The following is an 18,090-nucleotide window of genomic DNA, read 5'->3' as shown; positions in this document are numbered from 1 at the left end:
CTACACCGTCCCCTCTCCCTGTGGGAGAGGGTTAGGGTGAGGGCAACAGGCCGCACAACATTACCCCAGCACCATCGTACTCAACCGGCAGGTACAGCACCGCCGTCCCTGCTCGTCGAACACCACAATCTCCCAACTCTGGCTGGATCGACCCAGATGCAGCGGCTGACACACGCCGCGCACGGTCCCCTGCGCTACCGCACGATGATGGGTAGCATTCAGCTCCGTTCCCACCACGTTCTGCCCGTCGCGGGTCATCAGAAAACCAGCCATCGAGCCCAGCGTTTCCGCCAGCGCCGCCGACGCGCCACCGTGCAGCAGGCCAAACGGCTGATGGGTGCGCGCATCCACCGGCATTTCCGCTTCCAGCGTATCGTCGCCAAGGCGGGTATAAACAATGCCCAGATGCGCCACCAGCGTGTTCTGGCTGGTGGCGTTCAGCGCATCTAACGATAAATGGCGTTTCCAGATCATTACGCCCCCAGCGTGGAGCCGCCGTCCACCACGATATCCTGCAGGGTGATATGGCTGGCAGCATCGGAGGCCAGGAACAGGATCGTGCTGGCAATCTCCTGAGGACGGGCAATTTTCCCGAGCGGGATCCCCAGCTTAAACTGCTCGCCAAAACCGCGAATGCGCTGCTGCTCCGCATCGTCGCAGGTCCACAGGGTGCGCTGCATATCGGTATCCGTTGACCCCGGCGACACCAGATTACAGCGCACGCCGCTGCCCGCCAGCTCCAGCCCGACGGTGAGGGCCAGGCTTTTCAGAGCCGCTTTCGAGGCGCCATAGGCACTCATCCCGATGCGCGGCGTGTGGGCCGCGTCGGACGCCACGGTGACAATCGCCCCGCTCTGCTGACGACGGAACTGGCCCATCGTCTGTTGAAAGAGGTTAAACGCCCCGCCAACGTTGACCGCAAACGTCTGCTGCCAGTCCTCCTGCGAAAGCTGGTCCGTGGCGCCCATGCGCAGAATGCCGGCGGCGTTGACCAGTACGTCCAGACGTTCCTCTACGGCGAGCAAGCGCCCGCAGACATCGCTCACCTGCGCCGCGTCAGATACGTCCAGCGTTTGGGTAGCAAACGGATAATTTCCCTGCGGGAAGGCCAGATCGAATCCGGTCACCTTCGCGCCCGCGTCGGCAAAGGCCAGCGCCGTCGCATAACCAATCCCCTTACCCGCCCCTGTCACCCAGACGGTTTTGCCGGTGAAATCAAAAACCATTACTGCACCTCGCGGGAGAGTAGCGCCCACCAGGCGTCGAGGGTCGGATTTTTTGCCAGCATCACGAAATCGATATCGCCGTGGACTTTACGCCAGCGTGCGGCGAGCGCCATCATGCGCACCGAATCCAGGCCGTAGTCGATCAGGTTTTCGTCATCCATCGGTTCGTCGGTTTCATCGAGTAATGGCAGGATGAGCTCACGCAGCGCCGCTTTTGAGGCCGGAACCGACGGCAACAGATCATCGGTCATCACCACGCGGCCGGAACGCCCCGCCACATAGTTGAGCGACATCAGGTGCTCTTCGCGGGTGAAATCTGCCAGCGCGTCGGCAATAAAGAAGGGTTTGATGTCGCGCATAAACGCATCGGTGGCGGTGGTCATGCAGCCGATGTGGGCATACACGCCGGTGATCAGCAGCTGATTGCGGCCTGTCTCTTTCAGCATCAGCTCCAGCGGCGAGCGATGAAACGCGCTGTAGCGCCACTTCACCAGCACGGTGTCCGCTTCGTCCGGGGTCAGTTCAGCGACGATGCGCTGCTGCTCCGGGGAGCGGGTCAGGCCCGGGCCCCACATGTCATTCAGCAGGGCGCGGTCTTCGTCGCTCTGCTCTTTCGGCTGGGCGGTGTAGTAAACCGGAATGTTGTGCGCTTTACAGTACGCGCGCAGCCTGGCGATGTTCGCCACCACCTGCTGCATCATCGCGCTGTTTTCGCCCCAGAAGTTCAGGAAATACTCCTGCATATCGTGGATCAGCAGCGCGGCACGTTCAGGCTCAAACGCCCAGTTCACTTTACTTGTCGGCAACTCTGCGGCAGTTGGCAGCGCGTAAGCGGTTAATTTTGGAATAGCCATACTCTGTTCCTCAGGCCCGGGCGCGTTCAGCGATCCACAGGCGCAACTGTTTCTTATCGACTTTGCCGACCGGCGTTAACGGCAGCGCATCCACGCTCTCCACGCGATCCGGCAGTTTGAATTCGGCAACGCCCTGCTCGCGCAGGAAGCGACGCACCTCAACCGCGCGCAGCGGCTGTTTCACCACCAGAAACGCGCAGCTTTTCTCGCCCAACAGGCTGTCCTCCATGCTCACCAGCGCGGCGTGGATCACCGCCTCATGGCGCAGCAGCAGGTTTTCGATCTCTTCAGCGGCGATCTTCTCCCCGCCGCGGTTGATCTGATCTTTCTCGCGCCCCTGCACGGTGATGTACCCCTGCTCGTCGATGGCAATCAGATCGCCGGAGCAGTAAAACCCGTTGGCATCAAAGGCGCTGGCGTTGTGTTCCGGGCTGTTGAAATAGCCGCGGAAGGTGTACGGCCCGCGGGTCATCAGACGCCCTGTTTCGCCACGCGGCAGCGGGTTGCCGTGCTCGTCCGCCACCCATACTTCGTCATCCGGGCACATCGGACGGCCCTGGGTGTGGATGATGCGATCCGGGGTATCATCGAGAGCGGTGTAATTCACCAGCCCTTCCGCCATGCCGAACACCTGCTGTAGCTGGCAGCCAATTTCCGCCGGAATACGCGCGGCAAGCGTGGCGGAGAGGCGTGCGCCCCCCACCTGCAGCAGCTTCAGCGATTTAAGCTGCGCATTGCCCGCGCCGTCGGCAATCGCCTGCAACCACAGGCTGACCGCCGGGGGTACCAGCGAGGTGACGTTAATTTGATGGCGTTCAATCAGCGGGAAGCAGATCGTGGCGCTCGGATCGTGCGCCAGCACCACGCAGCCACCAGCCATGAATACCCCTAACGAACCCGGGGAACTCATGGCGTAGTTATGGGCCGCCGGTAGCGCATTCAGATAGCGGGTATCCGCGGTAATGCCGCAAATTTCGTTGCTGCGACGAATGCTGTAGTCGTAATCGTTATGCGTACGCGGGATCAGCTTTGGCGTGCCGGTACTGCCGCCTGAAAGCTGAAAGAACGCCACTTCGTCGGCGGGCGTGGGGTTGGGGATAAAATGGGCCGCCGGGTGGGCGATGGCCGCCTCCAGGGCATGTGCGCCGTTATCGCCACGCAGCAGGACAACACGCACAGAGCGATGTTCATCCACAAAACGGTTCAGGAAATCATCGCCTGCAAACAGGGCGTGCTCGCGGTCGGCAATCAGCAGCGCGGGTTTGATCTGTGCGGCGTAGGCGTTCAGCTCGTTACGTTGGTGGCTGAAAAGCGCGTTCACCGGAGCCACACCCACCTGCAGAAGCGCGAAAAAGGTGATGTAAAACTCAGCCACGTTGCCGAGCTGAACCAGCGCGGTCTCGCCACGACGCACGCCTTGCCCCTGCAGGGCGGAGGCCAGGTTATTCACCGCCTGGTTGAACGCGCGCCAGGTCAGGTGACGTTCACCGTCAATAATGGCGACGGTATCTTTCTCCGCGTGGTCGGTCAGAATGTGGGTCAGCGGCAGATCCTGCCAGTAGCCTTTTTCACGGTAGCGCCGGGCAAACTCCTCAGGCCAACGGGTAAAGGGGATGGTCATGATGATTCCTCAGTGCAAACCAAAAACGTTGAGCATGGTGGAGAGCTTCACCCCGGTTTCGCGCCACTCGCCCACCGGGGAGGAGGCTGGCACAATGCCCGCACCGGCAAACAGGCGAACGCGATTTTTAAGCAAACGCGCGCAGCGGATGGTCACCACCCACTCGCCGTTGCCTTCGCTGTCACACCAGCCAACGATGCCGCCAAACAGTTCGCGGTCGAACGGCTCCAGCCCGGCAATCAGCTCTTTTGCCGCCTGATGCGGGAAACCGCTCAGCGCAGGCGTCGGGTGCAGCAGACAGGCCAGGGTCAGGGCGTTCTCATTTTCACGGGCCTCCCCTTCCACTGGCGTCGCCAGATGCCAGAGCGTTGGGGTGGTGATCAGCTGCGGGGAAGCTGGCATGCTGAGATGATGGCTGCGCGGTGCCAGAATGGCTTTCATCGCCTGGGTCACCAGATCGTGCTCGTGGCGATCCTTCTCGGAGGCCAGCAGCTTATTACCCGCCTCGCGATCCAGCACGTCATCCGGCTGACGACGCGCAGAGCCCGCCAGCGGCAGAGAACTAAAGTGTGTCCCCTCTTTACGCAGCAGCAGTTCCGGGCTCGCGCCCAGCAGCACGCCGCCATCTTCCAGTGGCACATGGAAGTTGAAGCTGGCCGGATTCTGGGCGATCAGTCGCTCCATCAGCGCGCCGCTATCAATCGTTTTATCCGTCGCAATATCAATCAGCCGCGACAGCACCACTTTGTTCACCTGTGGCGTGGCGGTGAGCGCTGCCGCACGGGCAACCATCTCTTCAAACACGGGCTGCGGCGGGATCTCAGTGCGGGTTTCCACGCTCAACGCCTGGGAAGCGGAAAAATAGCGCGCGGACTGCTGACGCGCCGGGCGTGAAAAGGTCTGCCAGTGCTGCGGAATAAACAGGGATGAGGGCTTGCGGGTATCGAACGGGATGGCACCCACCATCACGGGATGGGCAATGCCGCTGGCCTTCGCGTTGCGGAAAGCCTGAGCCAGTTTCTGCTGGAAGGCCCCCGACGGGTTATCACCGCCCTCGGCGGGTTCAGAGAAACGGGAAAAACAGCCTGACGTGGTAAAACTGCGGTAAGGCGACATAAAGAAAAAGCTGTCTGATGGCAGCGTGGTCGCGGTGTGCTGAACTTCCTCAGCCAGGGACGTATCCATATCATCCTCCATAAAATGATAAAAGAAGCAATAATGATTATCATTTATATTTTCGTTGGCTAACCTAATCCCACATCGCGCCGGTGTCAACCGCAGAGCGAACATCTTGTGCGAGTATCGCTTGCATCCCCTCGCCGCAATCATGAAAATGAGAAGCATTAACTTCAAAGAGAACAGGATGCCGCGTTGTGAAATTCCCCGCCGTTTGCCGTAATGCCCTTCTTTTAACGGGATGTTTTGTTTTAGGACTAACCTCAGCCATCGCCGCCGACTGGCCGCGTCAGGTAACCGACAGCCGCGGCGTGCATACCCTGGAGAGCAAACCCACGCGCATTGTCTCCACCAGCGTGACCCTGACCGGCTCTTTGCTGGCAATTGACGCTCCGGTAGTGGCCAGCGGGGCGACTACGCCCAATAACCGCGTGGCGGATGCGCAGGGCTTTTTACGTCAGTGGGGTGATATTGCGAAACAGCGCAACGTGGCGCGCCTGTACATTGGCGAGCCGAGTGCGGAAGCGGTGGCGGCGCAGATGCCGGATCTGATTCTGATTAGCGCGACCGGCGGAGATTCGGCCCTGGCGTTGTACGATCAGCTCTCCGCCATCGCGCCGACGCTCATCATCAACTACGACGACAAAAGCTGGCAGGAACTGCTGAAGCAGCTAGGCACGATAACCGGACAGGAAAAACAGGCCGCCGAACGCATTGCAGCATTCGATAAACAACTCGCGCAGGTGAAACAGCAGATGACGCTGCCGCCGCAACCGGTGAACGCCATTGTGTACACCGCTGCCGCGCACAGCGCTAACCTGTGGACCGCGGAGTCTGCCCAGGGCCAGCTGTTGCACCAGTTAGGCTTTACCCTGGCCGAACTGCCTGCCGGGCTGCACACCTCAAAAAGTCAGGGCAAACGTCACGACATCATCCAGTTAGGCGGTGAAAATCTGGCTACCGGGCTGAACGGTGAAGGCCTGTTCCTGTTTGCCGGCGATCAAAAAGACGTTGAGGCGATTTACGCCAACCCGCTGCTGGCTCACCTGCCTGCGGTGAAGAATAAACGCGTGTGGGCACTGGGAACGGAGACGTTCCGCCTGGATTATTACAGCGCGATGCTGGTGTTAGAGAGATTAAATGCATTGTTTAAGTAGGCATTTTCCCTCCCTCTCCCCGTGGGAGAGGGGCGGGGTGGGGGCATCAGGCCGCACCGTCGTTCAATACAACTTCCTGCCGGAACCGGCGCAATTCTGCTAATACCATTAACAGGATCCCACCTACAACGGCTAACGCAAACCCGCTGGTGCTCGCCGAAGCCACCGGTGTCATGACGGCCCCCAGCCCACCGAGGATCGCCGCGCCAATGGCATCGCCCGTCACGTTTTGCGCGGTCCACAGGCCGTTGATGCGCCCGAGCATCCCCTCCGGCGTCTGGGTCTGGATCAGGGTGTACTGCAACAGAGAACTGATGGCGCTCAGCCAGCCGAAGAGCACCAGACACAGCACACCCAGCGCCCAGACCGGCATCAGGCTGAAGAACCCCATCGCGATAAACGATGCCAGTGTCGTCAACAGCATAATCAACCCTGGACGCGCGCTCTGCGCCAGCCTGCCGCTGGTTAGCGCACCACACGCCGCGCCGAGCGGAATGGCGGCGTACAGCACGCCAATCTCTGAGGCGCTCATCTGCCACACCCCCGCCAGCGCCGGATACAGCACGCGTACGGCGCTCGCCATCGTCAGCAGACCACCGAGCAGCGCAATACCACCAATCAGCGGGTTGCTGAACAGAAACCGGATCGCCGCCATCAGCGATTTCAGCGGATGCTCACGCGGCTGCGGTGGCGGTGGCAGAAGCGGCAGACGCAACAAGGTTAAGGTGGTGATAAACGTCCCCGCCGCCGCGAGGCCGTAGTTCCACGCCACGTTACCGGTGGCCAGCAGCAGGCCGCCCACCATCGGCGATATCACCGAGCCAAGACGGACGGTGAGCATGGTAATTGCCCCCGCCTGCATCAGATTCTCGCGCCCTACCAGCGCGGGCGTGGCGGCCAGCAGCGCCGTCACGCCTAACGAAGCAAAGAAACCATCCCACAGCCCGAGGGCGTAAATGGCGAGTAAGGAGGGTTCCGGCAGCATTGCGTTCAGGCACAATCCGACAAACCCCACCCCGCAGGTGCCGCGTGCCAGCAGGATCAGCTTCTTGCGTTCGTACCTGTCGGCCAGCACGCCGCCGATCATCAGACCGATAAACATCGCCCCGCCGGTTAAGGTGACCGACAGCCCGACCAGCCAGCTTGAGTGCGTCAACGTCTGGATCTGTACCGGGACGGCAACGCCGAGCAGGCCGAGGGACAAAATGGAGATAAAACGCGCGATAAACACGGCACGATACGCCGGGTGCGTCTTCAGCAGGCTGAGGTTAATCAGCCAGGATTTTTGATTCATGACAAGACCTTGAGTCTATTTCTACCCATTCCATGGGCGCACATGCTAACATAGCCAAATAAGATAGATAACGATAATCACTATCATTATCAAATCATGGATGTTGCTATGTCGTTTTCCTCTTCTTCTGCGGTGCGCGCTGTTGCCGTGCCCGTGTTATTGCTGCTGTTAATCCTTGCGATGGCGCTCAGTCTGCTGGTTGGTGCGAAACCGCTGCCCGCCTCCGTGATTGTTGATGCGCTCTTTGGTACCTGTCAGAGCGCCGACTGCACCATCGTGCTGGATGCCCGCCTGCCCCGTACCCTGGCCGGATTACTTGCCGGTGGCGCACTGGGGCTTGCGGGGGCACTTATGCAAACCCTCACCCGCAACCCGCTGGCTGACCCCGGCATTCTTGGCGTGAATAGCGGTGCCAGCTTTGCCATTGTGCTTGGTGCGGCGCTGTTCGGGTTTACCTCTCCCTCAGAACAACTGGTAATGGCCTTTTGCGGCGCGCTGGCGGCCTCGCTGATTGTCGCCTTCACCGGCAGCCAGGGCGGCGGGCAGCTTAGCCCGGTACGTCTGACGCTGGCGGGCGTGGCGCTTGCCGCCGTGCTGGAAGGGTTATCTAACGGCATTGCCCTGCTTAACCCGGACGTTTACGACCAGCTCCGCTTCTGGCAGGCCGGTTCGCTGGATATCCGCACGCTGGAGACGCTTAAGGTGGTGGTCATCCCGGTGATGATTGCCGCCGCCGTGGCACTCGGTTTAAGCCGGGCGCTGAACAGCCTGAGCCTTGGCAGCGACACCGCCACCGCGCTCGGCAACCGCGTGGCGCGAACCCAGTTGACGGGATTAGTGGTCATTACCGTGCTGTGCGGCAGTGCGACGGCAGTGGTCGGCCCGATTGCCTTTATCGGGCTGATGATGCCGCATCTGTCGCGCTGGCTGGTGGGGGCCGATCACCGCTGGTCTCTGCCGGTGACGCTGCTGGCCACCCCGGTCCTGCTCTTGTTCGCTGATGTTGTCGGGCGTCTTCTGGTTCCCGGCGAACTGCGCGTTTCGGTGGTCAGCGCCTTTATCGGCGCACCGGTCCTGATCTTCCTGGTACGACGTAAACGCGGAGGTGACGCATGATGGCCCCCTCTCGTCGTTTGATCGTCAGCGTTTCGCTGTTGGTTATCGCCATTCTGATGCTGGCGATCGCAAGCCTGTGCAGCGGCGCGGTGACGCTCGATCTCGCCCAGGTGTTTAACGCGCTCACCGGCAGCGCCCCGCGCGCTGTCACGATGGTGGTGACGGAGTGGCGACTGCCGCGCGTGGCAATGGCGATGCTGGTGGGTGCCGCGCTTGGCGTCAGCGGCGCGATTTTCCAGTCGCTGATGCGCAATCCGCTCGGCAGCCCGGATGTAATGGGTCTCAACACCGGTGCCTGGAGCGGCGTGCTGGTCGCGATGGTGCTGTTTGGTCAGCATCTGACGGCCATCACCGTGACGGCGATGACCGGCGGGATACTGACCGCGCTGGTGATCTGGCTGCTTGCCTGGCGCAACGGTATCGACACTTTCCGCCTGATCATTATCGGTATCGGCGTGCGTGCCATGCTGATGGCGTTCAATACCTGGCTGCTCTTGCAGGCTTCGCTGGAAACGGCGCTGTCGGCCGGGCTGTGGTATGCCGGTTCCCTCAACGGCCTGACCTGGGGCAAAGTCTGGCCAGCCGCGCCATTGATTCTGCTGATGTTTATCGCCGCGCTGCTGCTGGTGCGGCGCATGCGGCTGCTGGAAATGGGTGACGACAGCGCCTGTGCGCTGGGGGTCGGCGTTGAGCGTTCGCGTCTGATGCTGATGCTGGTCGCCGTGTTGCTCACCGCGGCCTCCACCGCGATTGCCGGACCCATCTCCTTTATCGCCCTTGTTGCCCCTCACATTGCGCGTCGTCTTAGCGGTACGGCCCGCTGGGGCTTAACCCAGGCGGCGCTGTGCGGCTCAATGTTACTGTTGGCCGCCGATCTCTGCGCCCAGCGGCTGTTTATGCCTTATCAACTTCCGGTGGGCGTTGTCACCGTCAGCCTTGGCGGGATTTACCTCATCGTCTTGCTCGTTCAGGAGTCACGCAAGAAATGACCGATTCAACCACCCGCTTGCGCGGCGAAAGCCTTACTCTCGGTTACGGCAAAAAAATCGTTGCCCATGACTTAACCGTCAACATTCCTGACGGCCATTTCACGGCGATTATCGGCCCGAACGGCTGCGGCAAGTCGACCCTGTTGCGCACCCTCAGTCGCCTGATGACACCGGTTGAAGGCCACGTATTCCTCGACGGCGAGCAGATCCAGCGCTTTGCCAGTAAAGAGGTGGCCAGGCGCATCGGGCTGCTGGCGCAAAACGCCACCACGCCGGGAGACATCACGGTGCAGGAGCTGGTCTCACGCGGACGCTATCCGCACCAGCCGCTGTTTACCCGCTGGCGCAAGGAAGATGAAGACGCGGTGAACCGCGCGATGCAGGCAACGGGCATTACCGACCTTGCCCGGCAGAGCGTGGACACGCTTTCCGGCGGCCAGCGTCAACGGGCGTGGATCGCGATGGTGCTGGCGCAGGAGACCTCCATTATGCTGCTGGATGAACCGACGACCTGGCTTGATATCAGCCATCAGATCGATCTGCTCGAGTTGCTGAGCGAGCTCAACCGCACGCAGGGTTACACCCTGGCGGCGGTGCTGCATGATTTGAATCAGGCCTGCCGCTATGCCACGCATTTAATTGCACTGCGCGACGGCGAAATTGTGGCGCAGGGCGCGCCGAAGGAGATTGTGACGCCAGCGCTTATTGAGCGGATCTACGGCATGCGCTGCATGATTATTGACGACCCGGTGGCGGGCACGCCGCTGGTGGTGCCGCTTGGAAAGCGTGCGCGCTGATGCCCTCACCCCGGCCCTCTCCCACAGGGAGAGGGAGCAAACCATCCCCTCTCCCCGTGGGAGAGGGTTAGGGTGAGGGGAAATCACTACCCCAACATCTTCTGCAACACCGGCCCAATCTTCTCAAACGCCTGCGGCGAAATGATGTCCACATGGGCGGAATCCTGGCTGTATACATCCAGTTCATTTACCCACGGCGACCACGCCACCTGCGGATCTATCGTTCGCGTGCGCTCGGCAACAAACAGCGTTGCTTTTCCGTCAAACCGCGAGCTGTGCGCCGTGGTGAGCAGCCGCACCGCGTCGGCGTAGTTATCTTCAATGGCGTTGAATAGCGCGCTGGAGCCCTGCCCCTGCTGGGCGGCGATAAACGCCTGTCGCTCGCGCTCAATTTCGGCCAGCACCGCCGGGTCGAGTCCGTTGGCCTCTTTTTCCGCCCAGTTCTGGGTTTCCGGTGGCCAGGTATCCAGCAGACCAAGGAAGGCGACGGTTTCGCCCTGTTCACGCAGACGCGCAGCAATCCCCTGCGCCAGCGTACCGCCAAGCGAGTAGCCGAACAGGTAATACGGCCCGTGGGGCTGCCGGGCACGTAACGTAGTCAGATGATGTTCAATCACCCCATCCAGATCCGCACACTGCTGCATCGGCCCCTCCGGGCGCGGCGACTGAATTCCGGTAATGGACCAGCGCGGGGTAAGGTAGCGCGCCAGCACGCTGAACTGCCAGGCGAAACCGGAAGCCGGATGGAAGCAGAACAGCGTCGGGCCGTCGCTTTCGCGCAGCGGCAGCAAGGTTTCATAACCCAGACGCTGTGCCTGCTCGTCGCTTATCGGCGAATCCAGCAGAGCACTCAGCCTGCTGACCGTAGAGGCGACCATTATCTGCCCCGGCGTCACCTTGCGGGCGAACGTACGGCTGAGCTGTGCGGCCAGGCGCATCGCCAGCAGCGAGTGGCCGCCGAGGGCAAAGAAGTCGGCTTCGATGTCGTTTACCGCGCAGCCCAGCAAAGACGCAAACGCCTGCGAGACGGCAATTTCGGTTGCACTTTCCGGTGCGCGTCCGCTGGTTTTGCTGGTCAGCTCCGGCAGCGGCAGCGCCTTGCGATCCAGTTTGCCGTTTGCGCTTAACGGCAGCGCGCTGATTTGCAGCAGCACCACTGGCACCATATGCGGCGGCAACTGCGATCTGAGTGAGGCAAGCAGCGCGTCGCGATCCAGCGGTAAACCGGATTCAGAAACCACATATCCCACCAGCTGACGGGCATCGCCGCCCGTGACCGCCGCCTGGTTGAACACGCAGGCGTGCGCCACCGCCTGAGCCACGTCAGGCAGCGCCAGCATCGCCCGGTCGATTTCGCCAAGCTCGATGCGCTGGCCGCGAATTTTCAGCTGGTCGTCGCTGCGGCCTAAATACTCCACCGCGCCGTTGTCCAGCCAGCGGGCGACGTCACCGGTACGGTACATCCGCTCGCCCGGCGCGAACGGATCGGCAATAAAGCGGCTGGCGGTGAGATCCGGACGCCCCAGATACCCCTGCGCCAGCTGAATGCCGGTGAGATAGAGATCGCCCGCCACGCCAAACGGTACCGGGCGCATCATCGCATCCAGGATCCGCAACCCGGTGTTCCATACCGGGAAACCGATCGGCACGCTGTTACCTGCAACTGCCGCCAGCTCTGGTCCAAATGCCGGATACCAGCTAACGTCCACCGCCGCTTCCGTCGGGCCGTAGAGGTTATGCAGCGGCACGTGGGTGAGCCGCTCCCATTCGCGACAAAGTTCCGTCGGCAGTGCTTCCCCGCTGCAGAATACCTGCCTGAGGCTCTTACAGCAGTCGGCGTTTTCCGGCGTCAGCGAGGCGACAAACGCCGCCAGCATCGACGGCACAAAGTGGGTGGTGGTAACGCCATAGTGCGCAAAGAATTGCTGCATGGCCTGAGGATCACGGTGCGCGTCCGGCTCGGCCATCACCAGCTTCGCCCCGGCGATAAACGGCCACCAGAACTCCCAGACCGACACGTCAAAGCTGCACGGCGTTTTTTGTGCCACCACGTCGCACGCCGTCAGCGGGTAGTGATCCTGCATCCATTTAAGACGGTTAACGATGGCAGTATGCCCGACCATTACCCCCTTCGGACGCCCTGTCGAGCCCGACGTAAAGATGATGTACGCCGTCTGCTCCGGCTTCGCCAGCCGCAGCGGTTCAGCATCCGCAGCCGGTAATAGTGTGTTGTAACTAAACGTCCCAATGGACAGATCGCTAAAGCGCGGACGCTGTTCGTCGGTGGTGATAAGCAGCGACGGCTTCGCGTCCTCCAGCATCATCCGCAGACGATCGTCCGGGTAGCCGGTATCCAGCGGCAACCACGCGGCCCCCGCCTCCACAATGCCGTGCAGCGCTAACGTCAGGAATACCGAGCGCGGCAGCGCCACCGCCACGCTGTCGCCCGGTTTCACGCCGCGCTCACGCAACAGATGCGCCAGTGCCACCACCTGCTCGCGCATCTGGCGATAGCTGAGCTCGATGTGCGCATCCGCCAGCGCGGGCGCGTCCGGCGTTTTGCTCGCCTGTTCCGCCACCAGTTCCGCAAGCGTGGTGGACGGTAGCGCCAGCCCGGTGTCGTTGATGCGTGTAAGCTGCTGGTATTCCTGCTCTGAGACCGTTTCAACCTCGCCGCAGCGCAGGTCCGGGTTAGCGGCAAATTGCGTCAACATCGCATTCAGGCGCGCCACGTGACGGGCCAGCGTGGTTTCATCGTAGCGCTGTTTATTGGCGAGGATCTCAATGCTCAACCCACCCTGCTCGTCCGGGAACAATGCCAGCTCCAGATCGTTCACCGGGCCGGTGGCCAGCGTGTGGGTGGTGGCCTCCACGCCGGCGATGTCCAGCTGATAATCGAATACCTTGACGTTGAGCACCGGGCCGAACAGGGCTTCATCCCCCGCGGCACGCCCGCTGTCGCGCACGATCTGCTCGGCGTCGTAGCGCTGGTGGCGACGCATTTTTTTCAACTGGTTTGCCAGGCGCTGCGCCAGTTCCGGCAGGCTCTCCTGCGGATGAATATTCACCGCCAGCGGCAGCACGTTGAGCACCGGGCCGGTTGCGGTCAGCGCAGCGGAGCCCATGCGGCGCATAAAGATAAACCCGGCGGCGTAGTCCAGCCGTCCGGTGAGACGGCCCAGCCACAGCGCCACCAGCGCAAGCGCCAGATCGGTGCGCTGTACCTGCCCTGCGGCCTGCGCAAGCTGGCTGAAGGCGCGGCCATCGGCGGCGATTTTCAGGCGCAGGATGTCGGTGGTGGCGGCGCGCCCCGGCAGCGGCGCAGAGGAAAGCGAGACCGGAGAAGGAAGCTGTTTGCGCAGCTCAGCCCAGAAGGCGCCGTCGCGCTGATACGCCTCGCTGTCGCGGTAGCGCTGATACTCGTCCACCACCCCGGCGAACGGCGTAAACGGGGAGTCAGGCGTGGGCTCACCCCTCTTCCACGCGGCATAAATCGCGGCGATCTGGCGGGTAATCGCCGGGAAGCTGAAGCCATCGACCACTAAATGGTGATAGCGCTGATACCAGTACCAGTGTTGCGGACCGATCTGAATCAGCAGGTGAAACGCCAGGGGCTGACCGCTGTCGACACGAAGGTTCTGGTTAAGGTCGGCGTCCATCAGCGCCACGGCGGCGTCATGGGAACCGGCATTCACGATTTCCGGTTCAGGCAGCGTCATTGTTGCATCTACCCACTGCCACACCTCACCGTTATCCTCGGTGAAGCGCATGCGAAGAGTGTCGGCCTGCATCATGCCTTCGGCAATGGCTTTTGCCAGCAGCGGTGCGTCAATATCGCCTTTCAGTTCGGTGTAGTGTGCCACGCTCCAGGCGTTCGGCAGGCTGGAAAGCTGCTCCGCCATCCAGATGCCCGGCTGGGCGGCAACAAGCGGCAGACGGTTCATGCATGCTCCCCCGCATAATTAGAGGGGCTGAGCGTCTGCCAGTGTTCGGCCAGCCACTGCTGGCATGCGTCCTGCGATTGCGCTTCGCATACCACGCGCCAGCCTGCGGGCAATTCGCACTGCTGCGGCCACAGGCTGTACTGCCCCTGATCGTTACGCAAAATAGCAAACTGCCCCTGCGGATTATCGAAAGGATTGCTGAATTCCATACAGACTCCGTTAGTGAATAAGTGGCTGCCAGAGGGTCATCAGCCCCTGCGTCAGCCCACCGCGCCAGCAAAGCGCGTCGTGTCCGCCGTCAACCTGACGCCAGTAAACCTGCTGTGTGTGCAGTTCGTCGTAAATGGCCTGATTCGCGCGGTAAATCAGCGGCTCGTTGCGCCCGGCCTCAAGGACGATGCGCAGGCCGCGTGCGGTTTTTTCACCCGCTTTCAGTTGGGCGATAAGCCGCCCTTCCTGCTGCCCGCCGCGATGCGGCCACCAGTAAGAGCCGGACTGGCTCAGCACGCAGCCAAAACGCTGCGGCCAGTTAAGTGCGGCATAAAGCGAGGAGAGTCCACCGAAGCTCTGGCCTGCGACCACCGTACGGTCTGCGCGGTCGCTGAATGGCGTGCGTTGTTTTACAAGAGGGAGAAGTTCTTCCTGCACCGCCAGCCAGAAATCGGGGTTACAGGGCAATTCGTTATTGCGATGCGCCATATCTATCACATCGATTAAAACGTAGACGGCAGGCGGCAGTTTGCGTCCGAGGGTAAGCGCCGTCAGCGCTGTCCAGACGGGCATGCTCTCGGCCCAGAACTGGCCGTCGAGCAGCACCGCCAGCGGGCGTTCCGGATCGTCATCGCCGGTGGTAAATATCCAGACGCGACGACGGTTGCCCAGTCGATTGCTCTGCCAGTCAATGCAGACCGGCTGCCGGTATGGCGTATTGGGGCGATCCCAGCCGGGCTGCACCGGAGCGTCGGGCATCTCCAGCGCAGAGACATCATGTCCCCTCCCGCCTCGCCAGCTCTGGGTATTAAGCGGGTCGGACATCGCCTGCGGCAGCAGCTTGCGCCAGCCTTCGCGCAGCGCCAGGCGATTCGGCTGCTCACCGTGAAACACATCGGGCGCGAAATCGTCTGTATTCTCTGAGGGGATAAAGCAGTAGCTGCCGCGCCACTGGGGGCTGAACTCGCCCTGCCATTGCCAGACGTCGGTATCCGGGATGCGTTCGAGGGATTGTGGGCGGGCATTTTTATGGTGATCGGTTACGCCGGTGATATACAGCCAGACGCGTTTCACCGCCGAGGTGTGTTGCGTTCCCGCCGGATCGCGCCACCAGAAGGTGACCCGATATTTCCCCTCTTCACGCACCCATTCCGGGCCGTTTTTCGACTGCCACCAGGCTTCACTTCCCGTTGTTAACACCGTCACCCTTCTAACCTCATGTTTAACAGTCTTTTTTGTTTCAGGACAAATTTTATTGATAATATTATTGATAACTATTTGCATTTGCAATAGCGTAATGCCCGCGCTGTGGGAAGCGCGTTCATAAGAAACCATAAAAGCGGGACATCCAATGAATAAGAAGATTCACTCTCTGGCCTTGCTGGTCAATTTAGGGATTTATGGCGTCGCGCTGCCTGCCATGGCAGACGACAATACCGCCTCCGCGCAGCATGAAGACACCATGGTGATCACCGCCGCCGAGCAGAATTTGCAGGCGCCGGGGGTTTCCACCATTACCGCCGATGAGATCCGTAAAAATCCGCCCGCGCGTGACGTGTCTGAAATCATCCGCACCATGCCAGGCGTTAACCTGACCGGTAACTCCACCAGCGGCCAGCGCGGTAACAACCGCCAGATTGATATCCGCGGTATGGGCCCGGAAAACACCCTGATCCTGATCGACGGCAAGCCGGTGACCAGCCGTAACTCGATTCGTCTGGGCTGGCGCGGCGAGCGCGACACCCGCGGTGATACCGGCTGGGTGCCGCCAGAGATGATCGAGCGTATTGAAGTGATCCGTGGCCCGGCCGCCGCGCGTTACGGCAACGGTGCGGCAGGTGGCGTGGTGAACATCATCACCAAAAAATTCGACGACCAGTGGCACGGCTCCTGGAACACCTATCTGAACGCGCCTGAACACAAGGATGAAGGTTCCACAAAACGCACCAATTTCAGCCTGAGCGGCCCGCTGGGCGGCGACTTCAGCTTCCGCATGTACGGTAACCTCGACAAAACCCAGGCCGATGCATGGGACATCAACCAGGGCCATCAGTCCGAGCGTACCGGCGCCTATGCCAACACCCTGCCTGCAGGCCGTGAAGGGGTAGAAAACAAAGACATCAATGGCGTGGTGCGTTGGGACTTTGCGCCAATGCAGTCTCTGGAGTTTGAAGCGGGCTACAGCCGCCAGAACAACCTCTACGCCGGTGATACCCAGAACACCAACAACGACAATGCGCTGGTGAAGAAGAACTACGGTAAAGAGACCAACCGTATCTATCGTCAGAACTTCGCCGTCACGTGGAACGGCGGCTGGGATAACGGCATTACCACCAGCAACTGGGCACAGTACGAACACACCCGCAACTCGCGTCTGGGTGAAGGGCTGGCCGGAGGAACCGAAGGGCTGTTCAACAGCGATAAATTCACCGATACCGACCTGGCCGACGTCATGCTGCACAGTGAGATCAACCTGCCGATTGATTTCATCGTCAACCAGAACCTGACGCTGGGCACCGAGTGGAACCAGCAGCGCATGAAGGATTCAACCTCCTTCTCGCAAACCCTGCAGGGCGGGACCATTCCAGGGATGAGCGACGATCGCAGCCCCTATACCTCCGCAGAGATTTTCTCCCTGTTTGCGGAAAACAATATGGAGCTGACCGACAGCACCATGCTGACCCCGGCGCTGCGCTTCGACCATCACACCATCGTGGGTAACAACTGGAGCCCGTCCCTGAACCTGTCGCAGGGTCTGGGGGATGATTTCACCCTGAAGATGGGTATTGCGCGTGCTTACAAAGCACCGAGCCTGTACCAGACCAACCCGAACTACCTGTTATACAGCAAGGGCCAGGGCTGCTACGCAAGCGGTGACGGCGTGGGCTGCTACATGATGGGTAACGACGATTTGAAAGCCGAAACCAGTATCAACAAAGAGATTGGACTGGAGTGGAAACGCGACGGCTGGCTGGCGGGCGTGACCTGGTTCCGCAACGACTATCGCAACAAGATTGAAGCGGGCTATGCGCCAATCGGCCAGACCTCCACCAGCAAAGTCACCACCGATATCTACCAGTGGGAGAACGTGCCGAAAGCGGTGGTTGAAGGCCTGGAAGGTTCCCTGAACGTGCCGGTCAGCGATACCATCAACTGGACCAACAACATCACCTACATGTTGCAGAGCAAGAACAAGGAGACCGGCGACCGTCTGTCGATCATCCCGGAGTACACGCTGAACTCTACCCTGAGCTGGCAGGTGCATCAGGATGTGTCGCTCCAGTCGACCTTCACCTGGTACGGCAAGCAGCAGCCGAAGAAGTATAACTACAAAGGTCAGCCGGTGACCGGGTCAGAGAAAGACGAGGTCAGCCCGTATAGCATCCTTGGCCTGAGCGCGACGTGGGACGTGACCAAAAACGTCAGCCTGACCGGCGGCGTGGATAACGTCTTCGACAAACGCCAGTGGCGTGCGGGTAATGCCCAGACCACCGGGAATACCTCGACGGGTGCCTATATGTACGGCGCAGGGGCTTATACCTATAATGAGCCAGGCCGCACGTGGTATATGAGCGTGAATACCCGATTCTGATACAGGCAGTGACTTCCCCCCTCTCCCTGTGGGAGAGGGCCGGGGTGAGGGCGAGGTAAAAGCAAAACGGCAACCCCGTTGCCGTTTTTAGTGTTTGCTCCCTCTCCCTGTGGG

The 18,090-nt window shown here is 61.0% G+C and carries 14 protein-coding genes; 5 read left to right on the top strand and 9 right to left on the bottom strand.

The window, feature by feature from the left end:
* Window positions 1-60: 60 nt before the first annotated feature.
* Genes entH through entC form a run of 5 tightly spaced genes read right to left on the bottom strand, consistent with a single transcriptional unit; the run spans window position 61 to window position 4,886 of the window.
* Window positions 61-474 (bottom strand): proofreading thioesterase EntH, encoded by a 414-nt coding sequence (entH, locus tag M8370_RS17910; protein WP_020684615.1) that lies wholly within the window; start codon window positions 472-474, stop codon window positions 61-63.
* Window positions 474-1,226, bottom strand: coding sequence for a 2,3-dihydro-2,3-dihydroxybenzoate dehydrogenase EntA (gene entA / locus M8370_RS17905; RefSeq protein WP_094916787.1), 753 nt, complete (start codon window positions 1,224-1,226; stop codon window positions 474-476). The genes entH and entA overlap by 1 nt, the downstream gene beginning before the upstream one ends.
* The gene (locus tag M8370_RS17900; protein ID WP_020684613.1) at window positions 1,226-2,080 is read right to left on the bottom strand and encodes an isochorismatase; all 855 of its coding nucleotides are present in this window, start codon (window positions 2,078-2,080) and stop codon (window positions 1,226-1,228) included. The genes entA and M8370_RS17900 overlap by 1 nt, the downstream gene beginning before the upstream one ends.
* A 10-nt stretch (window positions 2,081-2,090) precedes the next feature.
* Window positions 2,091-3,701, bottom strand: a complete 1,611-nt coding sequence (gene entE, locus M8370_RS17895) for a (2,3-dihydroxybenzoyl)adenylate synthase EntE (RefSeq protein WP_048972636.1) — start codon at window positions 3,699-3,701, stop codon at window positions 2,091-2,093.
* A gap of 9 nt (window positions 3,702-3,710) precedes the next feature.
* Window positions 3,711-4,886: an isochorismate synthase EntC gene (gene entC, locus M8370_RS17890; protein ID WP_038418883.1), complete on the bottom strand. Its 1,176-nt coding sequence runs from the start codon at window positions 4,884-4,886 to the stop codon at window positions 3,711-3,713.
* A 188-nt stretch (window positions 4,887-5,074) separates the two neighbouring features.
* Between entC and fepB the strand changes: the two genes are divergently transcribed.
* Complete coding sequence (gene fepB, locus M8370_RS17885) at window positions 5,075-6,034, top strand: Fe2+-enterobactin ABC transporter substrate-binding protein (protein ID WP_013097635.1); 960 nt, start codon at window positions 5,075-5,077, stop codon at window positions 6,032-6,034.
* A gap of 46 nt (window positions 6,035-6,080) precedes the next feature.
* On the opposite strand, the gene entS is transcribed toward fepB, so the two are convergent.
* Complete coding sequence (gene entS / locus M8370_RS17880) at window positions 6,081-7,328, bottom strand: enterobactin transporter EntS (protein WP_038981022.1); 1,248 nt, start codon at window positions 7,326-7,328, stop codon at window positions 6,081-6,083.
* A gap of 108 nt (window positions 7,329-7,436) precedes the next feature.
* Here entS and fepD point away from each other — a divergent pair, with 108 nt between their 5' ends.
* Genes fepD through fepC form a run of 3 tightly spaced genes read left to right on the top strand, consistent with a single transcriptional unit; the run spans window position 7,437 to window position 10,230 of the window.
* Window positions 7,437-8,444: a Fe(3+)-siderophore ABC transporter permease gene (gene fepD, locus M8370_RS17875; RefSeq protein WP_029883758.1), complete on the top strand. Its 1,008-nt coding sequence runs from the start codon at window positions 7,437-7,439 to the stop codon at window positions 8,442-8,444.
* Window positions 8,441-9,433, top strand: a complete 993-nt coding sequence (fepG, locus tag M8370_RS17870; RefSeq protein WP_038418881.1) for an iron-enterobactin ABC transporter permease — start codon at window positions 8,441-8,443, stop codon at window positions 9,431-9,433. The genes fepD and fepG overlap by 4 nt, the downstream gene beginning before the upstream one ends.
* On the top strand, window positions 9,430-10,230 hold the full coding sequence (gene fepC, locus M8370_RS17865) for an iron-enterobactin ABC transporter ATP-binding protein (protein ID WP_020684607.1): 801 nt from the start codon (window positions 9,430-9,432) through the stop codon (window positions 10,228-10,230). Before fepG ends, fepC begins: the two co-directional genes overlap by 4 nt.
* Window positions 10,231-10,316: 86 nt before the next feature.
* Here the strand turns inward: fepC and entF are convergent, their stop codons facing one another.
* Genes entF through fes form a run of 3 tightly spaced genes read right to left on the bottom strand, consistent with a single transcriptional unit; the run spans window position 10,317 to window position 15,668 of the window.
* Entirely contained in the window at window positions 10,317-14,174 is a 3,858-nt protein-coding gene (entF, locus tag M8370_RS17860) for an enterobactin non-ribosomal peptide synthetase EntF (protein ID WP_250021524.1), read from the bottom strand.
* Window positions 14,171-14,383 carry an MbtH family protein gene (locus M8370_RS17855; RefSeq protein WP_013097641.1) on the bottom strand — a complete coding sequence of 71 codons (213 nt, stop codon included), beginning with the start codon at window positions 14,381-14,383 and terminating at the stop codon, window positions 14,171-14,173. The genes entF and M8370_RS17855 overlap by 4 nt, the downstream gene beginning before the upstream one ends.
* A gap of 10 nt (window positions 14,384-14,393) precedes the next feature.
* Window positions 14,394-15,668, bottom strand: a complete 1,275-nt coding sequence (fes, locus tag M8370_RS17850) for an enterochelin esterase (protein WP_284038900.1) — start codon at window positions 15,666-15,668, stop codon at window positions 14,394-14,396.
* A gap of 67 nt (window positions 15,669-15,735) precedes the next feature.
* Here fes and M8370_RS17845 point away from each other — a divergent pair, with 67 nt between their 5' ends.
* Window positions 15,736-17,976, top strand: a complete 2,241-nt coding sequence (locus tag M8370_RS17845; RefSeq protein ID WP_045293333.1) for a TonB-dependent siderophore receptor — start codon at window positions 15,736-15,738, stop codon at window positions 17,974-17,976.
* The last annotated feature ends 114 nt before the right edge of the window (window positions 17,977-18,090 follow it).

The sequence above is a fragment of the Enterobacter cloacae complex sp. OE43NF genome (assembly GCF_023544405.1).
In the GTDB taxonomy this organism is placed as follows: Bacteria; Pseudomonadota; Gammaproteobacteria; order Enterobacterales; family Enterobacteriaceae; genus Enterobacter; species Enterobacter cloacae.
Note: the sequence above shows the minus strand (reverse complement) of the source record. Positions and strands in the feature narration are given on the sequence as shown.

Bases quoted from the DNA above. Each gene is read 5' to 3' on its own strand.
- entA (WP_094916787.1), bottom strand. From the start codon at position 1,226: ATGGTTTTTGATTTCACCGGCAAAACCGTCTGGGTGACAGGGGCGGGT.
- fepG (WP_038418881.1), top strand. From the start codon at position 8,441: ATGATGGCCCCCTCTCGTCGTTTGATCGTCAGCGTTTCGCTGTTGGTT.
- entS (WP_038981022.1), bottom strand. From the start codon at position 7,328: ATGAATCAAAAATCCTGGCTGATTAACCTCAGCCTGCTGAAGACGCAC.
- fepC (WP_020684607.1), top strand. From the start codon at position 9,430: ATGACCGATTCAACCACCCGCTTGCGCGGCGAAAGCCTTACTCTCGGT.
- entF (WP_250021524.1), bottom strand. From the start codon at position 14,174: ATGAACCGTCTGCCGCTTGTTGCCGCCCAGCCGGGCATCTGGATGGCG.
- entH (WP_020684615.1), bottom strand. From the start codon at position 474: ATGATCTGGAAACGCCATTTATCGTTAGATGCGCTGAACGCCACCAGC.
- entE (WP_048972636.1), bottom strand. From the start codon at position 3,701: ATGACCATCCCCTTTACCCGTTGGCCTGAGGAGTTTGCCCGGCGCTAC.
- fepD (WP_029883758.1), top strand. From the start codon at position 7,437: ATGTCGTTTTCCTCTTCTTCTGCGGTGCGCGCTGTTGCCGTGCCCGTG.
- fes (WP_284038900.1), bottom strand. From the start codon at position 15,668: ATGCAAATAGTTATCAATAATATTATCAATAAAATTTGTCCTGAAACA.
- M8370_RS17845 (WP_045293333.1), top strand. From the start codon at position 15,736: ATGAATAAGAAGATTCACTCTCTGGCCTTGCTGGTCAATTTAGGGATT.
- M8370_RS17900 (WP_020684613.1), bottom strand. From the start codon at position 2,080: ATGGCTATTCCAAAATTAACCGCTTACGCGCTGCCAACTGCCGCAGAG.
- M8370_RS17855 (WP_013097641.1), bottom strand. From the start codon at position 14,383: ATGGAATTCAGCAATCCTTTCGATAATCCGCAGGGGCAGTTTGCTATT.
- entC (WP_038418883.1), bottom strand. From the start codon at position 4,886: ATGGATACGTCCCTGGCTGAGGAAGTTCAGCACACCGCGACCACGCTG.